Genomic DNA, 20,450 nt, shown 5'->3' on the forward strand with positions numbered 1-20,450 from the left:
GCGACGTGAGAATATACATATGAAATCTCGCAAAGACAGAAACCGCGTTTTGAGGGTTGTAGAATGGCTTAATGCTAATTATGACATAATTAAAGCTATGGAATTTGGTATTGGAGGAAGAATGATGGCAGCAATAAATGACTTAGTTAATCAAATTTCAGATTTACGCCTTAGAGCAAGGTTGTCTGAAGAAGTTGCATATTTGACGAAAAAGAAAAAGTTCGGTTTAGTCTTTGAAGAACACTTACCAGAAAATGCTTTATTATACAATTCAGAATTGCAAGTAGGTATGACTGTCTGTTATAAAAACAAGTCTGTTGATGATACATATCTAGTTACAGATATAAATGCTAACGAGGTCACGCTAAGAAACTTGAAGACAGGTGAGTTATTTTTAGAAGAAAAGCGGAAAGTAGTTCAAATTCGTAGATTTGGAGAAGCTGTCTTTCCTATGTTAAAACATGTTAATTCAGTGCAAAAAGGTTCAAAAGATACTGCTTGGCACATGCTAATTGAAGCAGATAATTATCATGCCCTTCAATTACTAGATTATCTGTATCCTGGAGAAGTCGACTGTATTTATATTGACCCTCCATATAATACAGGAGCTAGAGATTGGAAATACAATAATAGTTTTGTAGATAGTAATGACGAATGGCGACATAGTAAGTGGTTAGCTTTTATGAAACGTCGTTTAGAATTAGCCAAAAAACTTTTGAAGCCAGATGATTCTGTTTTAATTATCGCAATTGACGACAATGAATTGTTTGCTCTTGGTATGTTGCTAGAAGAGCTATTCAAAGGTTCAGAACGTCAAATCATTGATATTACTATAAATCCCAAAGGAAAAGCTCGGGATCAACGACTATCACAAGTAGATGAATATCTTTTGGTAGTATATTTCGGGGATGGTGGAGCTCAAGAAATGATAGATGGAGGAGGGCTAGAGGAGATAAGATGGCCTTATTTGAGACGAAGTGAAGCCTCATCTGTTCGTTCCTCGCGAAAAAATCAATTCTATCCGATCTATGTTGAAGATGAAACAAAAAAAATCATGAAAATTGGTCAACCAATAACAACCGAGGTAGATAGAAATAGTGTCCCGCAAATTAAAGGATGTACAGCTGTGTTTCCAGTGACTGAAGAAGGTGTAGAAATGATTTGGGGGTTAACTGGATCAAGCCTTCAATTAGCAGTAGATGAGGATTATGTCCAGGTTAACTTTAATAAAAAAAATAATTTTCAACCATATACAATAAAATATGTAACTGCTCCTTCAATAGAGAAGGTAGAGAATGGAGATTATAGTGTTGTGGGTCGAAGAGATGATGGTTCAAAGATCGTTGTTAGTACCCAAAGTTCATCTAAGAGAAAAACAACTGTTTGGAAGAAAAATCTGTACGATGCTAATAAGTATGGGACACAGATTGTCAGTTCAATTATTAAGAACAAACATTTTCCTTTTCCAAAATCTTTATATGCCGTTCATGACACTCTCAAATCCTTTTTGAGTAATAAGAAGGATGCACTTGTAGTTGATTTCTTTGCAGGAAGTGGGACAACTTTACATGCATTGAACTTATTAAATTTAGAAGATGGCGGTAACAGAAGAGGGATTTTAGTAACTAATAATGAAGTTTCTTCAAGCGAGGAGACCGATTTGCTAGGCAAAGGATACTTGCCAGGTGATGATGTATGGGAGGACAACGGCATATGTCGTTCAGTGACTTGGCCACGTGTGAAACACTCAATATTAGGTGTAGATACTGCAGGAGTCCCAATAGGTGGAAATTACTATCTTGATAAGTATCGAATGGAGAGTAAAAAAAGAACGGTTAAGCAAATTGACTATATATCGCCTTCCAAGGTGACGACTGTAGCACAGAAGAAGAAAATTATTTCTCTATTAGGAACGCAAAGAATTCCAAGCACAAAACTTGTAAGCTCGGGCGCTTTTGCAATAGACGATGAAAAGCCAACAGCAATTCTATTTGATTTGTCATATGAGGAAGAGTGGTATCAAGAGCTCGAGGGCAAAGATAATGTCACTGAGGTGCTAATTGTCACAGAAGATAAATTGGCTTATAAAAAAATTTCTGAGAAGAGTATTGAAATTCTCGGTACCAAAGATTCTTACTCTCAAGAAGAAAGAGCAATGTCAGAAGGTTTTAAATCGAACTGTGAGTATTTTTTATTAGACTTTTTAAACAAGGATGATGTCGAGATAGGAAATGAATTCGAGAGTATTCTTACTATTTTATGGGCTAAGTCGGGTTGTGTTGGAATGCGCCCAGAGAATGTCGAAGATGTTGATTTTATCTTCCCAATCGAAAACAATTTCTCAGTTCTAATTAATGAATATGCATTTGCTCAGTTCAAAGAAGAAATGAAAAATCACGTTGGTATTGAGTATGTTTATATAGTTACGAATTCAAATGATGCTTTTTCAGAAATGGCTTCAGAATTTTCGGGTGTCAATAGTTATCAACTGTATAAAGATTACTTAGATAATTTCATGATACAAGGAGGTGTAAAATAATGAGAACAGTATTGTTTCCATTTCAAGAAGAAGCACTGGTTAGTCTTCACAAAAATATTAAAATTGCACATTCAACCAATGAGCAATTTGGTAAAAATTCAGTGATCTCATTTTCTTCTCCCACAGGTTCCGGGAAAACAATTGTAATTACAAAGCTATTTGAAGAAATATTGTTCGGATCAGAAGTAAATGAAGGTAATAAAAATTCAATATTTTTGTGGCTATCTGATTCGCCAGAGTTAAATAAACAAACGCAAAGCAAAATTGAAACTCAATCAAATAAGATAAATGTAAGCCAAATAGTACAAATTGATCAAGCGTTTGATAAGGAATTTTTTGAATTTGGTCATATCTACTTCTTAAATACACAGAAGTTAGGGTCGGATAAGAAACTCACCTCATATTCAAATGAACGAGAATATACAATTTGGGATACGATTGAAAATACAATTAGACAGTATCCTACAAATTTCTATTTGATTATCGATGAAGCCCATAGAGGTGCTGTATATAATGCCATATCAGAAAAGAAGGCACAGTCAATTATGCAGAAGTTTTTGTTAGGTAGTGTAGAAGATAAGTTATCTCCTGTACCACTAACAATTGGGGTTACTGCGACACCCGAAAGATTTATGCAACTTATTGAGCAAAGTGACTCACTTTCATTAAAGATAATGATTAAGCCAGAGGATGTTCGAGAGTCGGGATTGATAAAAGACCGAATTAAAATAGCCTATCCTGCTTTAGCAATAGATAATGAGGTGACGATGCTAAATGAAGCATTAACTGATTGGGACAATAAAGGTAAGCAATGGAAATCATATTATGAAGATGACCAAGATGAGACTTTGGTTAAACCTATTATGGTTATTCAAGTTGCTGATGGTTCTAAGGATAATATTTCTAATACAGATTTAGCTTTAATCGTTGCAACCATTGAAAAATATCTTGGAAGAGAGTTAAACGATGGCGAACTGATTCAAACTTTTGATTTGAAATCATCTATGGAAATAGGTGGTAAGGTCACCCCATATGTTGAACCATATAGAATTCAAGATGATGAGAACATCCGATTTGTTCTATTCAAAATGAATCTATCTACAGGGTGGGATTGTCCTAGAGCTGAAACAATGATTTCCTATCGAACGGCAAACGATGCTACTTATATTGCTCAGCTACTTGGTCGTATGGTTCGAACACCGCTCGCCCGAAGAGTTAGTACCAATTCTGAATTGAACTCTGTTTCGTTGTTCCTTCCTGGATACGATCAAGAAACGGTTGATAGAGTAGTTATTTCTCTTCAAGAAAGTGATGCTCTTATTCCGGGTGAAACAGGGACAAAGAGAACACTCGTTGATTATGTCAGAAATACCGAATTTGAAGAACTATTCCCCGAGCTTAATTTTATAACTACTTATGAAGTTCCAGGTAAAAGTTCACTTTCATTCTTGAAGCAGTATTCTAGATTATCAAGGCTATTGACTATGAATCAGATTGATATGGAAGCTCAGAAAAATACGTACGATGCAATTGTTACAAAAATGCGAGAATTAATAGAAGAAATGAAAACTGATGGTGAATTTGATTCAATCCGAGAAACAATCGAAAATATTGGTATCAATCAAATTGAATTAAGTGTGAGAGATAATTTGGTCGATACAACAAATCAGTATTCATTAATAACGGATGTAGTTGATATATCGACGGCATTTGATAAGCTTAAGAGTTTATTTGATGGTCTAAATGTTTTTTATTGGTCTAAATACACTAAAGTTGAAAAAAATTATCGTCAACTTAAACTTGAAGTGCTTGTTTTGTCTAAGTCTGAAAAACAGATGAAAAAATTATTTACTTACTGCGAAAATCAATTCAATGATTTATATGAAACTTGGAAGTTTGATATTGCCAATCAAACAGAAGATATAGGGTCTGAGTTTAAGCGACTTCTTTCACAAGTAGAAAATCCAATTGATAAACCATTTTACCTTCCTGAGGTTGTTGGATATACCGTAAGTGATAAATCGATTGAAATTGAAAAGCATATTTACGTTGACAAGCAAGGTAAATTCAAAATTGACCTTAATGGTTGGGAAAAAGATGTTGTAAAAACAATGCTTGAAAAAGCTGACGTGTATGCATGGTTAAGAAACCCAGACAGGAAATATTGGTCAATGTGTGTTCCGTATGAAGATGGTGGAAAAATTATTCCAATGTTCCCAGATTTCATCTTTATTCACAAGCAGAATGATAAGTATGTATTTGATTTATTTGACCCACATGATTCGAGTAATAAAGATAATGTACCAAAAATCAAAGGTCTAGCTCATTATGCTGAGAAGAATTGGACTTTTTTTCCTAGAATTGGACTAATTCGAAAACAGAAAGGAAAAGATAAGCAAGAACGCTATTATTTACTAAACGTGTCCAACACGAGTGTTAGAAAAAAAGTATTGAAAATAACGACTGATGCACAGTTAGATGATTTGTTTATAGAATATGCTGAAACATTGTGATGCACTTAAGGTAACTCCGCAAAGGGGTTGCCTTTTTTTTGGTGACTTTGTTTTTACAGTATCCCTTACTGTATTGAACAAACATCTCCACAATTTCTTGTTTATCTTAAGCGTGTCACTATAGTTATACTAACCAGCCGTGCAATTGAATTAGTATGGCTTTAAACGGTCATACTTTGGTCTTATTATGGTTTCCATGTAATTGTATTCATAGTGATTACCAAATCCTCTAACGTATGTTTGTCAACAGAAAACTGGACAACATTTATGAGGTTAATCGTCTATCTTCTGCAGGTGTAAAAACAACCTAGCGTACCGTGAATACGATGATAGTTATACCAGTTGACGTAGCTCTAAGTTCCAGCGCCAATGGCTCCTAATTTCCTTGTGGAATAGTTGGATGGATTCCACTCGCACAGAAATACTCGCGATCGCCTTGTAAACCAGTGCGGCTGTCTTTTGGGGACCACTGCTAAAGCTTATGATTTCGTGATTAAACAGATCGACAAAAAGGCAGACATACTGCCATTACCGGTAACACGCACGTACGTTAAATTGCTGATTACAACGGCATAGGGCTCGTTCTGAGTAAACTGGCGCCGCAAATGGTTTTCTGTTATGGACACATTGGAGTCTGTCTTATACGGCTTGAATTGGGTAATTGTGTACATGGAGACTAGGCCATGTTTTTTCATGATTGGGTGAGAGAATACTTCAAATAGGACATTCCAATAGAAGTCCATACTCTAGAACTGTTGTACAAAAAGGAGTCTTGCCTTATTTTGTCGAATTATACCAGCAAAAGAATTTGTAAAGAAAAAGTCCTACGCAAGATTCGTTTAGTTTTTGATTTAAGGCTACATGCTAGCATTACTACATAAGAAGGTGCCTAATGATTATATACAGCAGCTCCGTTGCTGACTTTAAAGAGGCAGTGGATGACAATAAAATTACTAATAGGATCGAAGCTGCGTTTGTTGAAAAGCTAGGGAGGAAGCCTGCGATTTCGGAACGGCGTTCTTGGAATAATTCCATGCAGTTCATGGAGCGGATCATCCGTAATTCGAAGGTTGCTGACGACTGCGGGGTGTTGATTGAATACAATATTCCGTCTACAAGTAAACGAATCGACTTCCTCATTGCTGGACAGGACGATAAGCAGAATCAAAACTTTATTATTGTGGAGCTCAAGCAATGGGAAGAAGCATGGTCGACGGAGAAAGAGGATATCGTCAGGACATCATTAAATGGCGGGGTGAGAGAAACCACGCATCCATCCTACCAAGCATGGTCTTATAGACAATATATCGTTGATATGAATGCAGCCGTACATAGTCAGGATGTGAACGCACATTCTGTTGCTTTTTTGCATAATTATCAAGAAAAAAATCCTGAACCTCTCAAGTCCAAACAGTATGAGAAAGTGATTGCGGAGGCTCCTTTATTTTTGTCTCATGAGACGAAGAAGCTGCAAGAATTTATTTTTAAATATGTCGGCAAAGGCAAAGGAATGGAGCTCCTTTATAATATTGAAAATGGGAAAATAACGCCTTCCAAAGCTTTGATTGACCATATAAGTGCTTTGTTTGATGGCAATTCAGATTTTGTACTGCTCGATGAGCAGAAGGTTGCTTACGAGACCATCGTAACCCTTGCCAAGAAACAAGACAAAAAGAGGACGATTGTCATAAAAGGTGGGCCAGGCACGGGGAAATCCGTTATTTCTATGAACTCGCTTGGAGGCTTGCTGCGTAACAGCTTGAATGTGAAATTTGTTGCGCCTAATTCCTCTTTTCGAAATGTTATGGTGGAAATGTTGACGCAGCAAAGTTCCAGATCGAAGACGAGAACGAAGAGCTTGTTTCTAGGATCGGGCAGCTTTGTTGGGGCGGATGTTGATTCGTTTGACGTTTTGATTGTAGATGAAGCACATCGTCTGAAGGGCAAAGGCGCCTATATGTATAAAGGTGAGAATCAGATAGAAGATATTATAAAAAGTACAAAAACTAGCGTATTTTTCATTGACGATATGCAAAGAATTAGGCCCGATGATATCGGTACAGTTGATGAAATTAAGAGAATTAGCAAGGAGTTAGGAGCAGAATACCATGAGTATTCTTTGCATGCTCAATTTCGATGTGCCGGAGCAGAAGGCTATTTAAACTGGGTTGATGACGTTCTAGACATTAGACAGACGGGGAATTTTAACGGGTGGGATAAGGAAGTTTTTGATTTTCGCATTGTAGATTCACCGCATCGTTTGTATGAGCTTATTAAAGATAAACAAGCTAACGGTCATAAAGCACGTCTATTAGCCGGTTATGCATGGAGCTGGACAGGTCCGAAACTAGGGAATACGAATGGACAGATTGAAGATGTTATTTTAGAGGAGCACGGCTTTAAAATGCCATGGAACGGTTATGCCATTCGTGAATCATGGGCGATCCATCCTGATGGAATTGACCAGATAGGCTGCGTTCATACGACGCAAGGGCTGGAGTTTGAGTATGTCGGCGTCATTATAGGAAATGATTTAAGATATGATGCTGAGACAGGGACTTTGTTTTCTGATTTTAAGGACTACAAAGATATTACGGGGAAAAAAGGCTTGAAAAACGATCCGGCCAGGCTCAATGCCCTTATCAAGAACATTTACAAAATCCTAATGTCTAGAGGAATGAAGGGCTGTTATATCTACTGTAGGGATCAAGCTCTTCAAGCTTATATCCAGACTAGACTGGCAAAAACGACACTATAGTAAGAACGGTAGAACTGAAGTGTACCCCTTAGAATGGACATTGGAAAACCCCCTGGTTTTTCCGATGGAAAGCTCTCTTTTCATATAGATATCCTTTGTAAGCCGATTGCCCTGAAATTCAGCGCAGTCGGTTTTTTTGCGTTGAAGGGAGGAAATGAAATGACTAAGGTAATCGCATTATTTTCCAGCGAAGGGGATTCCCCTTTTTGAGAAGTTACGAAAAGTATGCAGGAAGTATATTATAAATGGTTTGACGTTATAGTGAGAAAGCATTTGGACTTCAATCATTTCCAGCTCCTCAAAGGGAAATAGAATTTTTTGGAGAATATGTAAGAATGACTTCTCCCTATTCGTGCTTGTTCGATATTGTTGGTGTCGTTACCACAATCTTCGACAAACTGGGGCGAAGTCCCTTTTTTACTCTTGAAATCCTGCGCCTTACAAGGGTCAGGATTGTTATAAATACTCGTTGTGCAGTAGAGTAGCTATTTCTGACTTTCTGGAATAACTAGACCTAAGAGGGAGGAAGCAAAAATGGATGAGCTCATACTGGGTCTATTTCGCAGTAATGTTCGTGAGCTAGACGAATTAACTCAACGTAAATTGTTTATGACCTATAGAGAATTTGTATATCGATATATTTACCTTATGCTCCATGACCATGCATTTACAGAAGATGTCATACAGGAAGGCTTTATTAAGGCTATGGAGTTTGGCCCTAAAACAAAAGCGGATTCCAACATAAAGGCATGGCTCATGCAAGTTACACGCAGAACCGCCATAGATTTTATTAGAAAAAATAAAAAGTACCATCTGGTTTTTGACCTTGAGTCCGTTATTATTTATGAGAACAATGAGTTGTTGAATCCAACAAGCGAAATAGTTGAAAAAACACTACAGAACGAACTACTGCTTGAAGCTCTTAATGAACTTACACTTAATCAACGAATTATTTTAGTCATGCGATATATAGAGTACATGTCTTATAAAGAAATTGCTAAGGAGTTAAACATTAATGAACATGCATTAGGTAAACGTTTAGAAAGAGCCAAAAAGTCATTAGCTAATCTGTTCAAAGGAAAATGGGGTGAGAACCATGAAGTCTAATAATCGAGAAGACAATAAAAATGATCTATTAGCATCCGCAATCAATGATATGCATTCTTCAATTGATATCCCAGATGGAGAAACAGCTTGGAGACGGATGCAGACCAGAATAATTCAGCAGCAAAAACGATCCCACCGTAAAAGAGTTTTTAAAATTGGAATTGCAATAGCAGGCTTCTCACTTATTCTTGGAACGTTTGCCACCTCCCCAAAGGAGAGCTATGCCTCTATGCAAAGTTTATTTGCAATGGTAAAAGACGCTAAACAGGGACTGATTAATCTCCTATATGGAGAAAATCGTCCAAAGAATACTGAAGGTGCTAAGACATTGCCCCCTCCTGATGCTTTAGGAAGCGAGTCTGGGCATGATAACAATTCAATTTCATCCACTTTGTCAGGAGAAAGTATTCAGGCAAAGGAAACAACCCTTGAAACAGCTCGTAACAAATTAGATTACAAAATTCGTGCGCCAGAGCGTGTACCTAATAATTTATCTTTTTTACTGAAAGGAAGCTTACTACTGATAGCACGGGGTGGAACAATTATCTAAATGAAGCATCTGGAACAATAAAAGAAGTTAGCATAATAGACGTAAAATACTGCTAATTGCTCTTTGATTTTCAATCACATAATCTCATCGTTGTAAAATTTTATAAATTCATGTCAGATTTTATCATAATGATGCGTTTATATAGTAAGCAGCCAATAATGAAAACACAAAAGGACACGAGAGGAGTGCAAGAGATATTCTAGTCAATGCGTTTATTATTGACATGCTAAATTTCATACGAGGAGGATTCACAATGAAATTAGCTAAAAAATCCATTGTTGGTATTATTGCTTCTGTTGCATGCTTGGCGTTTGCTGTAAATGCGTATGCAGGTACGAATACGTCTGTCGTTCCGGCAACGGGTTATGGATCACTAACCGGTACATTGGAGTATGTATCTGGAAATGCGTATGCCATGTGGTATACCAATGTTGCTAACAATCCTGATAATGCATATCCGACCATTGTCGGCTCACAACAGAATATTAGCGGAACAACACTTCACACATTTTCACAGAACGGTCTCAGAGGTACTGGGGGGATTGGTCGAGGTGATGACTTATATCCAGGCGCATACGCTTTTTATGGGACGCATGGTATACAGGGCGGTAATACGTATTCCGCTTATGCTGCTTACACCGTAACACATACGTAAAAGTGAATAATGCCTGCTTCATGGTGAAATGTTTATGCCGTGGAGATAGAGCACAAAACAGAGATTAGTGCTTGACAGATCGTCAAGCACTAATTTTGACATGGAGCCGGAAATCAAGAGGGGGATGACAACACGGTGAAAAAATTATTAGGATTTAAACGCATGGCGTTCCTAATCATGATGACACTTGCAATCTTCGCGGGGGGATGCTCCCTGAACAAAATTGAGGAACCTAATGATACTGTAGATGCAACCCAAAATCCATTTGAGAAAAATAAACCGCAAACCACCGTTCTTGGTAGTATCGGTCATGGTTTCATCAATCGTCAGCTTGATGTAAACGGAAGGGTTCTTCCTTTGGAATACAATGGCGGCGAATTGAAAATCGAATACTCTGTACGTGCTTCCGGTACAGCAAAAAATGTTGGATTTTTTATTTTTGTTGATGGAAAGGCTCAACCCTACAAATTGGACGAGAGTGACTCTCCGTATCAGTATATGCATCTCCTTGAATTGAAGGATGATGACAAAGAGACGCCGTTCGCTTTTGTATTTACTCCGGTCACAGGAAAACAAGGGGATACTTTGCAACTCAGTATCGCTAGCCTATATAATCCAAGTTTTATACCTGACATGAAAACAACAAGCTCCTATGGAGGCTATCAAACGACTTTGGAGGCAGGCAGACCGCTAATTTTCAAGAAAGATGCAGAATCTGTTGATTTTGCTCCTTATGCACAACAAGGGGGTTTAAATCATGTTCAACTGTCAACGGAGCCAATGACACAAGAGCTATTGGATAAGCATAGTATTGTGGAAACCGTAGACATTGATAAATTGGACAAAAATGTGTATGGCGGTTTATATATAGATGGGGCAATGCGACAAGACCACTTTCAGATACAGAAAAGCGGAACGCTCCATGTGACCTTCAATCTATTTGGTCATCCCGGAATGAGATATCGTAACACGTTTTATATTAATCATCGAGCGTTGGCAGCCGAGGATGGTGTATCCTTTGAAACGGAGTTGACCAAGGGCAATATAGCGGTTATTGACGCCGATATAGAGCTAGAGAAACTAGAGGATTTCAGTACTTTTTATGTGGTCTCTGTTCCTATTAATGCAAATGATTTTCCTGATGATGTCGTTGTATTAATGAAGACCCCTTCTTTGCTACTATATAGGTGATGGGAGAAACATGTATGATGCGAATGAAGCTTTTGATTGTGACCATGATTTTCTCTTTGCTTATCGTAGGATGCACACAGGCAGAATTGAATCCTACACCTGTGAATGCTGCTGCTGAAGCTACTCCGTCTTTTCATGAGACGCCCCCTATAAATCCCACCGAATCATCTCCTCCATTGGAATTACTCTTGGAAGGGATACAGGGACATATCAGGAACGTCCATTATGCTGACGAAGACCATGTGTTGATATCGGCGAACAAGCTATATCTGTATGACTTAGATACCGGTCGCATTGCAGCGGAAACTTCGGATGAAGGAATTCAATCGATACGAAAGGTAGAGGATGGCTATGAAGCTATTCAAGTTGCTGCCGATTTCGGAAACAATAGCAGCGGGAGCGGTGGGGGAACATCGGGCGGCGTCCTTACATACAGCGCTATCTTATACGACCCCGATCTGGTTAAACAATCAGAATTCAATTTCAGTTCTCTATTAAAAGAGAATGAACGGATTGTTTCCCCTGAGTCCATCGCGTTCTCGGCAGATGGTGAACGAGCAGCCTATGCTACGAATAACGGACTATATCTGTATGATTTCAATATGAGTCAACAAACAACGCTCATCGATTTAAAGCAAGCGGAGCTTACTGATCTTAAGGAGCGTTCAGGTGTTGCTGCATTTGAACAAATTGGATTTACGAATGGGGACAAGGACTTGGCCTTTACGGCGCAAAGCTTTGATGTTCCCCCTATCGACGGCAAACCTTCCTTTTCTACTTGCGGCACAGTTCATCTGGATGGTAGCAAATTGACAAACCAAAAATTCGAGTCTTATACATGCAGAGAGTTAATCGACTACAACGAGTTTGTATTTTTTGCTGAGGATCTAGATTTTACTATTCCTTCGGGAAAGCTGTTGGTTATGAATATGCCTAGCGGTAAAACGAGGTTTCTTTCCATGATCGAAGCAGGCGAAAGTCGATTTGTTTCGGGATCAAATAGGGGAAGCTATTTCGCGACAACGCTCGCAGATCAGACCGATTGGAAGGTTCGGCTATATGATGCGAATACAGGCAAGCTTGAAGATGAGCAACGAATCTCAAGCGATGGAGATATGCGTTATATGGCTCAAGATCCAATCGTTAAAATACTGGATGAGAGACGGGTTTATATCGTATTGGTAGGCGCAAAGAACCCTGAAATTCAAACAAAAGTTGTGATCGGCCAGTTTTAAGAGGAGTGAGCAGCCTGTGAAAGTAACATTTAAAGAGATTTCGAAACAATATAAAGGCAAATATGCACTACAGAATTTTTCCGCAGAGCTGGAAAATGGCGTTTATGGTCTCTTGGGAACCAACGGCGCTGGGAAAACAACGCTAATTAATATTTTTGTTGGCATTCTTAAAAGTGATAAAGGGCAGGTGCTTATCAATGATGTGGACGCAAGAAAATTAGGAATCCAATTTTTATCCCATATTGGTTACTTGCCGCAGTTCCCACACTTCTATAAAAACTTTGAAGTGATGGACTTTTTGAAATATATGTGCGTATTGAAGGAGATTCCTCAGCATCAAGGGGAGAAACGAGCGAAGGAACTGCTGGAGATTGTCAATTTAAGCAGCGCAGCGAGTACAAAAATTGGCGCTTTGTCTGGAGGGATGCGCCAGAGAGTCGGAATTGCGCAAGCGATGTTGGGCGATCCAGATATTTTGATTTTGGATGAACCGACAGCGGGACTTGATCCTCAGGAACGAATTCGCTTCCGCAATCTCATTACCAAGTTCTCTGAGAATCGAATCGTTTTGCTTGCTACCCACATTGTTTCCGATATCGAGTTTATCGCAAACCAGGTTATTTTGCTCAAAGACGGACATCTGCTCAAACAGGATACGCCTCAAGCGCTTGTAGAAAGTTTGAAGGGAAAAGTATGGCATGTAGCGGCAACAGACAAAACTTTGGATGAGAAGATTCAGCGGCTTAGAATCAGCAATATGCTGCGGGAGCAGGATAATATCCTTCTGAGGGTTATAGATGATGAGAAACCCGATGTTCATGCAGTGAGCGTACAGGCCAATTTGGAGGATGTTTTTCTGTACTATATCGGAGATGGCGAACAATGGTGAGGCTGATTGGCTTTGAATGGCGTAAGCATTTTCTGAAGAGGTCCATGATTGCAGCAGTGCTGCTTTTTTCTGTCCTGAATGTCGTCAAAATATACAGCGTGTACGAAGGAAGCTCATTGTTTACAAACCCGGGCTGGAAAGAGTTGTATTGGGAGCAGTACGCTGATTTCGGTGGAACGATTAAGAACGAGAAAATAGAGAAGCTTATGGATATTTATTGGCCGCTTGATCAACAGGTAGCCGAACGGACGACCAGTACAGAGTATCGTACTCCAGATACCTACTTGTCCAATGTCTACGAGGATTGGAACTTCTTTCGTTTCAACTATGTCCAACCGATGAAGTATGCATACGATTACAAAGCGTACGCCCAAGGTGTTGTTAGCGCGGCGAATGAAAATATAGCGTTTTATGAATCGTTGGGTAACACATACGAGAGTAGTAAGAATGCAGCTATTGCGGAGCTTTTTCAAGGACGTTCAATCACGAGTTTTGCCTACACGGAAATGTATCAATATTATGTTGGGTATGATTTTTCAGGGTTACTAGTGTTGTTGATTTGCTTGTACGGATTAATGAGTGTTTTTCTGTATGATAAGGAAACAGAAATGGATATTTTACTCCTTACGACTAAGGCAGGAGGAGGCGCGTCAATTAGGGCAAAGCTTATAGCCTCTGCCTTATTTGTATCTGGTGTTTCCTTGTGGTTTTGGTTAATAGATTTTGTTGCATTTTCTACGATATTCGACTCATGGGATGCAGCTTCTTCTCCTTTGTACATGCTTGAAGATTTTATCCACGCTGCACTAAACGTGAGTTTGGGGCAATACGCTATACTATCAGCACTTGTCAAAACGGCGGGAATGCTTGTGTTTGCCTTGGCATTTTTGTTCATGTCGAATTTGTTCCGAAATGCACTTATTCCATTTATTATCGGTTTATCTGTTTCGTTTGTTTGTATTTACTTGGAGGAAGTTTATATGGGCTCAGGGCGTATTTGGATCAAAGTCATAAACCCATTTGTATTGTTGGTTAATCGAGAATTGTTTCGAAAAATAGAGTTTGTTTCTATGGCGGGCTTTTCCCTTCCAAGTTATATTGCTGCCTTATTGATAACGACTGCCTGGGGAGTACTGCTTCTTAGCGGCATTTTAATTGTTGTGAGGAAGAATGCTCTGAGGAAGGGGGGAGAGAAACGTGTCCATCTGGAAGTATGAAATGAAAAAAATGCTTTTCCAGCATAAGGGTTTTTTATTTATTGGTTTGTATATCATCTTGAGTATTGCATCAATGGTGATTTTGGATAAGCCTGCTAACCCGGACGTTGAGATGAATCGTTCGCAATATCAGTTCTACCTAAATCAGGTTCAGGGTCCCTACTCAGTAGAAACCGAGCATTTTTTTGCAAATGAAGCGGCCAAAATTTCGGATGCGAAGGTTGCCTTACAAAGAATAAGTGATAATTTCTATGATGGTGAGTTGGAAGAACAAGAGTTCCTTACCCATTCCGATTCACTGGCGAGTATTCTGAAGAACGAAAAAGGCTTTCAACTGGCTTACAATCAGTACGTCTATGTGCGTGAAATTCCAGACAATCGTTATTTTCTTTATACCAATGGCTGGGATGGATTACTCTCCAATGATAGTCTTGATATCCTGTTTGTGTTGTTGGTTTTGCTTCTAGTTACACCGATGTTTTGTTACGAGTTTGAAAGTAAGATGGATGCGCTCCTTCTTACCGTCAAAAAAGGATCAAGAACTCATGCGTTATGTAAAATCAGCCTGGTGCTCGTGATGGTTAGTCTTCTCTGTCTTCTGAGTGCCGGTTTACGATATGGCTTCTACGATTTCAAATATGGCTTAGATAATGGTCATTATCCCTTAGAAAGCTTGTCCTACTTTGGCACGTCGATCAAAGATGTTACATTGCTTCAATCCTTTTTATGGATTACGGCAGGTAAACTATTTGGAAGCCTATGTTTTACTATCTTGATTTTATTTGCTTCGGTTTGCTTTAAGAAATATGCTATTACATTGTTTTCATGCACGGCAGTAGTGCTGCTACCTTACTATGGACTGCAGCTGGAATCCACCAAATATTTCTTGCCAGGGCCACTGGGGTTCATGGTGTCAACTGGCTATTTTCGCGGGAACGAATTCAAGCTTAATTCGTGGGATGATCAGATGGATATGATTTTCCGAGAGGTTTCATTTACAGCATGGAGCATTGTTTTTGCCATTACAGTTAGTCTTAGCGTAGTCATGCTCTTTGTAATCCTGCGTAAGCGATCCAATGTGTGGATTGTAAAACAGCGAAAATATAGAGGGAAGAGACTGCTGCCTACGTTACTCATTCTTTGGATGGCGGTCTCCATGCTTGTTGGCTGTAGTTCTTCTAATGGTGCCATGGCAGGTGTTACTTATAACTACGCTTCTAAGCAGTCCTTTCAAAATAATAAGCATCGATTTTATATGGATCCAAAGGAAATGGAGCTTGGGAATAATCAAATTGTATTTGAGGATCAAACAAGCGGAGAAAAACGTAAACTTGTCCGTGATCCTCTGACCTCATTAACTCGAACAGCGGGAGCCATTTTTGGGGATGGCACGGATGTCTACTATATGAAATTTGATTATGAAAAATCAGGTCTCAGAGAAGGTGCTACTCGGTTTTCGGTCATCGGAGTGGATACAACGAGTTTTAATGAAAAAATTATTTTCGAAAAGAAGCTAAGTGCCGATAAGGGCACCGTGCTGGGGCTCGTGAAAGGGAATGCATATGTTGCAAGTTTTTACCTCACCGTGAGCGCCTTCTTTTTGGATGAATCTAGTCTTTACCTTATAGGGCAAACTGATGGACAAACCGAAATTCGGCAAATTAACCGACTAACAGGAGATATGCGTGTTCTTCTCCAAATTCCTGTATTAAGAAGCCTCGCATTTGACGGCCGGACAATCTATTATGTCGATGAGAAGTCCCAAATCATTAAGTATGATACCAAGACGGACACCATGACAACAATCACCGATCTAATTACGAGGGAGTTTATTTTGACGGAGAGTGAATTAATATACGTAAACCGCAAGGAGCAACAAAAACTATATGCTATGAATTTACATGACTCGACCATCCGTAAGCTAACGGATGTTCCCATACTTAGTTTTCGATATGACAAACCGTATATTACCTATATCGGGAAGCTAGACATGAAAGAGTATCAGTTAAGCTTTTAATCAAATAACAAAGTGAAGAACTTCCTGTACAGGAGGTTCTTTTTTCTACATTCTTCGACTCACGGATATACTATTTTGGTGGATATTGGTATGATTATTATAGAACTCGGATTTTATAGATTGCGGAGGACAAAGTGGAGAAAAATTATGAATTTTTATATAAAATTAAAGATGTATTGACAGATAGGGCATTCGAAGGGATTCCCCTAGGCAGTAAATTTGATGAATCCAAATTTGAAGATATTAGAATAGTAGACGATACGGGATATCCCATTTATTCATTTAATAATATGGAGCTTGAAATTGTAGATGATTTAATTTATAGAATCGGAATATGTTGTGATGAATCGGTGCTTATTGATGATGTAGTAAAAATATTTGGAGATACTGAGTTTAAAACGTATGAGCAGTTTACATTTGTATCCTACATGTATGATTTTTGTGTAATAAATTTTAAATTTGTTGGGTTAGATGCACCTGCCATAGACATATCTATATGTTCAACTATGTTCATGGACTAATTTAGTTTTTATCTGAGAACCTCAAGAAATATAAGTTAGAAAATCCATGCTTAATGACTGATTTTAAACACACAGAGGTGCTCCATGAAGCAAGGTCTTTATGAACAGATCATCAATAACGGAACGTTGAGGCAGCTGGGAGCATTAGATCCGTCGGCCTATGATATTGGCAAGGAGCCGCTTGATCCGGAAGAAGCACGGAAGCTGCTTTCCAATTATATCGCCACTGTCATTCGCCGAGCATTAAAGCTGGTGCGTGAGAGCTCGAGCAGCGACGAGGAAGCGGTACTAGCGCAGGTTCGAGCGTGCAATGAGATGATAGCCTCACTCAGAAATAGCCTCGATCATCAGGATTATGAGGAGCTGGAGCTGCACGAGCAAGGGGAAATCCTTACCTACGTGTATGCCAAGCTAAATTCTCATCGCGCAATCAAAAATGATAAGGTTGTGCGGCCAACGACGCCGCTATCCCAAAGCTCGCTTTTCACAGGTTCACATGCCGAGCCCAATATGTTAAACGAATTAAAGCAGGAAATTGTAACGGCGGACCGCATTGAATTTCTCGTTTCTTTTATCAAGTGGAGTGGACTTCGTTGTCTCATGGAGCAGCTTGAGCAATTTACCGCACGAGGCGGACAGCTGCGGGTGATCACGACTACCTATATGGAAGCGACAGATTTCAAAGCGGTTATGGAGCTAAGCAAGCTGCCTAATACGGAAATCAAAATCTCCTATGATAGCAGTCGTACAAGATTGCATGCCAAAGCTTATGTTTTCAAAAGGGATACGGGATTTACTACTGCTTATGTCGGCTCATCCAATCTTTCAAACCCAGCGCTTACAAGTGGACTCGAGTGGAATTTGAAGGTAACGGAGAAGGATTCCTACGACGTTCTGAAAAAAATCGAAGCGACCTTCGAGAGCTATTGGAATGATCGTGAGTTTACCAGCTATTCTGCTAACGATCTGGAGCATGAAGACCGACTAAAGCAAGCACTTGGAAAACGGGATAAAAATGATTCGAATCAAGAAACGATGTATTTTGCCTTCAATATTATGCCTTACGATTATCAGAAGGAAATCCTCGAGAAGCTGGAAGCGGAGAGAACGTTATACGGCAGGTCGAAAAATTTACTCGTCGCCGCTACAGGTGTAGGCAAAACGGTCATTTCCGCCTTTGACTACCGACGGTTTACTCAGCGGAATGCCCGAGCCAGGCTTTTATTCGTTGCCCATCGGGAAGAGATTTTGAAGCAAAGCCTGGACACGTTCCGCTTTGTTCTGAAGGACCTGAACTTTGGTGAGCTGCATGTCGGGAGTTATCAGGCCCGAGCCATTGATCACCTTTTTATCAGTATTCAAAGCTTTAATACGCTTAAGTTAACGGAACATACAACAGCAGACTACTACGATTTTATTATTGTGGATGAGTTTCACCACGCTGCGGCGCCAACCTATCAGAAGCTTTTGGCTCATTACCGACCGAGCATTTTACTGGGCTTAACGGCAACGCCTGAACGGATGGATGGCAAGGATGTTCTGCATTATTTTGACGATACGATTGCTGCTGAAATTCGTCTAACGGATGCGATTGACCGGAAATTGCTTAGTCCCTTTCAATATTTTGGGGTGAGCGATCATGTGGACCTATCTCAAGTGAAATGGTCAAGACGAGGCTACGATCTGCAAGAGCTTGAAAACCTGTATACGAACAACAAAATTCGAGCCACACAAATCATTAACAGCTTGAAAAAATATGTGACCGATATAGACGATGTGAAGGGTCTTGGGTTTTGTGTAGGCGTTAACCATGCGCTTTATATGGCTAAAGTATTTAATGAAGCGGGTATTCCAGCGCAAGCGTTGCATGGCGGTTCAAGTGAACAAGACCGGAATCAAGTCAAGCATAAGCTTGTTAATGGCGAGCTGAAAATGATTTTTGTCGTAGACCTCTATAATGAGGGTGTCGATATACCAGAAGTGAATACGGTGTTGTTCCTGCGTCCAACGGAAAGTCTGACGGTATTTTTGCAGCAATTAGGCCGGGGCCTCCGCTTGGCGGAAGGGAAGGAATGCTTGACGGTTCTTGATTTTATTGGCCAATCGCATAAGGACTACAATTTTCAAGATAAGTTTCGAGCGATTTTGGGAAAAACGAAGCATTCTGTCCAGCATTATGTCGAGCATGGGTTTTCGAGTCTCCCGAAGGGCAGCTTTATTCAGCTAGAGAAGCTGGCCAAAACCTTTATTCTACAAAATTTGAAGCAGGCAACGATAAATAGACGAAGCCTGATTTATAAGCTGAAGTATTTTGAAGGGGACACAGGACTGGAGCTGAGCCTTGAGAATTTTGTCCATTACCATGGGATGACCTTGCAGGAGCTTTATGGCGGGAGAACAGGAAAACGTTCCTTTCGAGGCTTGATGGTGGAAGCAGAGGTTCTAGATGCGTTTGAAATGGAGCAGGAGGATTATTTAGTCAAACGATTGCCTGCCTTGCTAAGCCTTAACTCGCGTAGGCTATTAAAATTCCTCATTGCGTTCCTATCCGGTGAAAAAAGCGTGGCTACAGACGAAGAGCAGCTTATGCTGAATCTTTTCTACTACACGTTCTACTCATCTGAGCCGAACAAACAAGGCTTTACAAGTATGGAGCAGGGTATTCAATTCATTATTTCCTGCCCAGCCTTCCGGGAAGAAATCATTGATATTTTATCCTATAATGAGAAGCATATAAACTTTGTTGACGAGTCCAATGCTTTTCCATACGCGTGTCCATTGGATTTGCATTGCAGGTATTCGACCAATCAAATATTAGCCGCTTTTGGGGTTTGGAACGAAGATAAGGCGCCAAGCTTCCGTGAAGGCGTGAAGTATTTGGAGGACAAGAGCACGGATATTTTCTTTATTACGCTCAATAAATCAGATAAGGATTTCTCGCCGTCCACCCTGTACGAAGACTATGCGATCAACGAGCGATTGTTCCATTGGCAGACACAGAGCCGCATCTCGGAGGAGACGAAAACCGCTCAAAGATATATTCATCATAAGCAGCTTGGCCATCGCATTGCCTTATTCGTTCGGGAATACAAGGAAGAGCATAACTTTACGTCGCCGTTTATGTTTCTAGGGGAAGCGGAGTATGTTAGACATGAAGGAAATAAGCCAATGAGCTTTGTGTGGCGCTTGAAGAAGGAAATGCCTCCTGCCTTAGTGCCGGCAGCGAATAAAGCTATTGTTTAGGAGGATGTGATTGGA

The 20,450-nt window shown here is 39.7% G+C and carries 15 protein-coding genes; 14 read left to right on the forward strand and 1 reads right to left on the reverse strand.

Features of this window, described 5'->3' with window-relative positions; all coding sequences use genetic code 11:
* Positions 1 to 19 precede the first annotated feature (19 nt).
* Together AC50X8_RS13260 and AC50X8_RS13265 are read left to right on the forward strand one after the other, a co-directional pair.
* The gene (locus AC50X8_RS13260) at positions 20 to 2,539 is read left to right on the forward strand and encodes a site-specific DNA-methyltransferase (RefSeq protein WP_494880037.1); all 2,520 of its coding nucleotides are present in this window, start codon (positions 20 to 22) and stop codon (positions 2,537 to 2,539) included.
* Positions 2,539 to 5,052, forward strand: coding sequence for a DEAD/DEAH box helicase (locus tag AC50X8_RS13265; protein WP_494880038.1), 2,514 nt, complete (start codon positions 2,539 to 2,541; stop codon positions 5,050 to 5,052). Before AC50X8_RS13260 ends, AC50X8_RS13265 begins: the two co-directional genes overlap by 1 nt.
* A 479-nt stretch (positions 5,053 to 5,531) precedes the next feature.
* Here the strand turns inward: AC50X8_RS13265 and AC50X8_RS13270 are convergent, their stop codons facing one another.
* Positions 5,532 to 5,747 (reverse strand): hypothetical protein, encoded by a 216-nt coding sequence (locus tag AC50X8_RS13270; protein WP_494880039.1) that lies wholly within the window; start codon positions 5,745 to 5,747, stop codon positions 5,532 to 5,534.
* Between the two features lie 197 nt (positions 5,748 to 5,944).
* Between AC50X8_RS13270 and AC50X8_RS13275 the strand changes: the two genes are divergently transcribed.
* From AC50X8_RS13275 to AC50X8_RS13330, 12 genes are all read left to right on the forward strand, one after another.
* On the forward strand, positions 5,945 to 7,810 hold the full coding sequence (locus AC50X8_RS13275; protein ID WP_494880040.1) for a DNA/RNA helicase domain-containing protein: 1,866 nt from the start codon (positions 5,945 to 5,947) through the stop codon (positions 7,808 to 7,810).
* Between the two features lie 33 nt (positions 7,811 to 7,843).
* Positions 7,844 to 8,020, forward strand: a complete 177-nt coding sequence (locus tag AC50X8_RS13280; protein ID WP_494880041.1) for a hypothetical protein — start codon at positions 7,844 to 7,846, stop codon at positions 8,018 to 8,020.
* 324 nt (positions 8,021 to 8,344) lie between these two features.
* Positions 8,345 to 8,917, forward strand: coding sequence for an RNA polymerase sigma factor (locus AC50X8_RS13285; protein WP_494859006.1), 573 nt, complete (start codon positions 8,345 to 8,347; stop codon positions 8,915 to 8,917).
* Positions 8,907 to 9,467 (forward strand): hypothetical protein, encoded by a 561-nt coding sequence (locus AC50X8_RS13290; protein WP_494880042.1) that lies wholly within the window; start codon positions 8,907 to 8,909, stop codon positions 9,465 to 9,467. Before AC50X8_RS13285 ends, AC50X8_RS13290 begins: the two co-directional genes overlap by 11 nt.
* Before the next feature lie 253 nt (positions 9,468 to 9,720).
* Positions 9,721 to 10,122 carry a hypothetical protein gene (locus tag AC50X8_RS13295; RefSeq protein WP_494880043.1) on the forward strand — a complete coding sequence of 134 codons (402 nt, stop codon included), beginning with the start codon at positions 9,721 to 9,723 and terminating at the stop codon, positions 10,120 to 10,122.
* Between the two features lie 135 nt (positions 10,123 to 10,257).
* On the forward strand, positions 10,258 to 11,313 hold the full coding sequence (locus AC50X8_RS13300) for a hypothetical protein (RefSeq protein ID WP_056034447.1): 1,056 nt from the start codon (positions 10,258 to 10,260) through the stop codon (positions 11,311 to 11,313).
* Between the two features lie 14 nt (positions 11,314 to 11,327).
* Positions 11,328 to 12,548, forward strand: a complete 1,221-nt coding sequence (locus tag AC50X8_RS13305; protein ID WP_494880044.1) for a transcriptional regulator — start codon at positions 11,328 to 11,330, stop codon at positions 12,546 to 12,548.
* Between the two features lie 16 nt (positions 12,549 to 12,564).
* Positions 12,565 to 13,437 (forward strand): ABC transporter ATP-binding protein, encoded by an 873-nt coding sequence (locus tag AC50X8_RS13310; RefSeq protein WP_494880045.1) that lies wholly within the window; start codon positions 12,565 to 12,567, stop codon positions 13,435 to 13,437.
* 44 nt (positions 13,438 to 13,481) lie between these two features.
* Entirely contained in the window at positions 13,482 to 14,654 is a 1,173-nt protein-coding gene (locus AC50X8_RS13315) for an ABC transporter permease (protein WP_494880046.1), read from the forward strand.
* Positions 14,635 to 16,671 carry a DUF5050 domain-containing protein gene (locus AC50X8_RS13320; protein ID WP_494880047.1) on the forward strand — a complete coding sequence of 679 codons (2,037 nt, stop codon included), beginning with the start codon at positions 14,635 to 14,637 and terminating at the stop codon, positions 16,669 to 16,671. The genes AC50X8_RS13315 and AC50X8_RS13320 overlap by 20 nt, the downstream gene beginning before the upstream one ends.
* Positions 16,672 to 16,805: 134 nt before the next feature.
* Positions 16,806 to 17,192, forward strand: coding sequence for a hypothetical protein (locus tag AC50X8_RS13325; RefSeq protein WP_494880048.1), 387 nt, complete (start codon positions 16,806 to 16,808; stop codon positions 17,190 to 17,192).
* Between the two features lie 84 nt (positions 17,193 to 17,276).
* Complete coding sequence (locus tag AC50X8_RS13330) at positions 17,277 to 20,435, forward strand: DEAD/DEAH box helicase (RefSeq protein ID WP_494880049.1); 3,159 nt, start codon at positions 17,277 to 17,279, stop codon at positions 20,433 to 20,435.
* Positions 20,436 to 20,450: the final 15 nt, after the last annotated feature.

Source organism: Paenibacillus sp. JT22N15 (assembly GCF_059383755.1).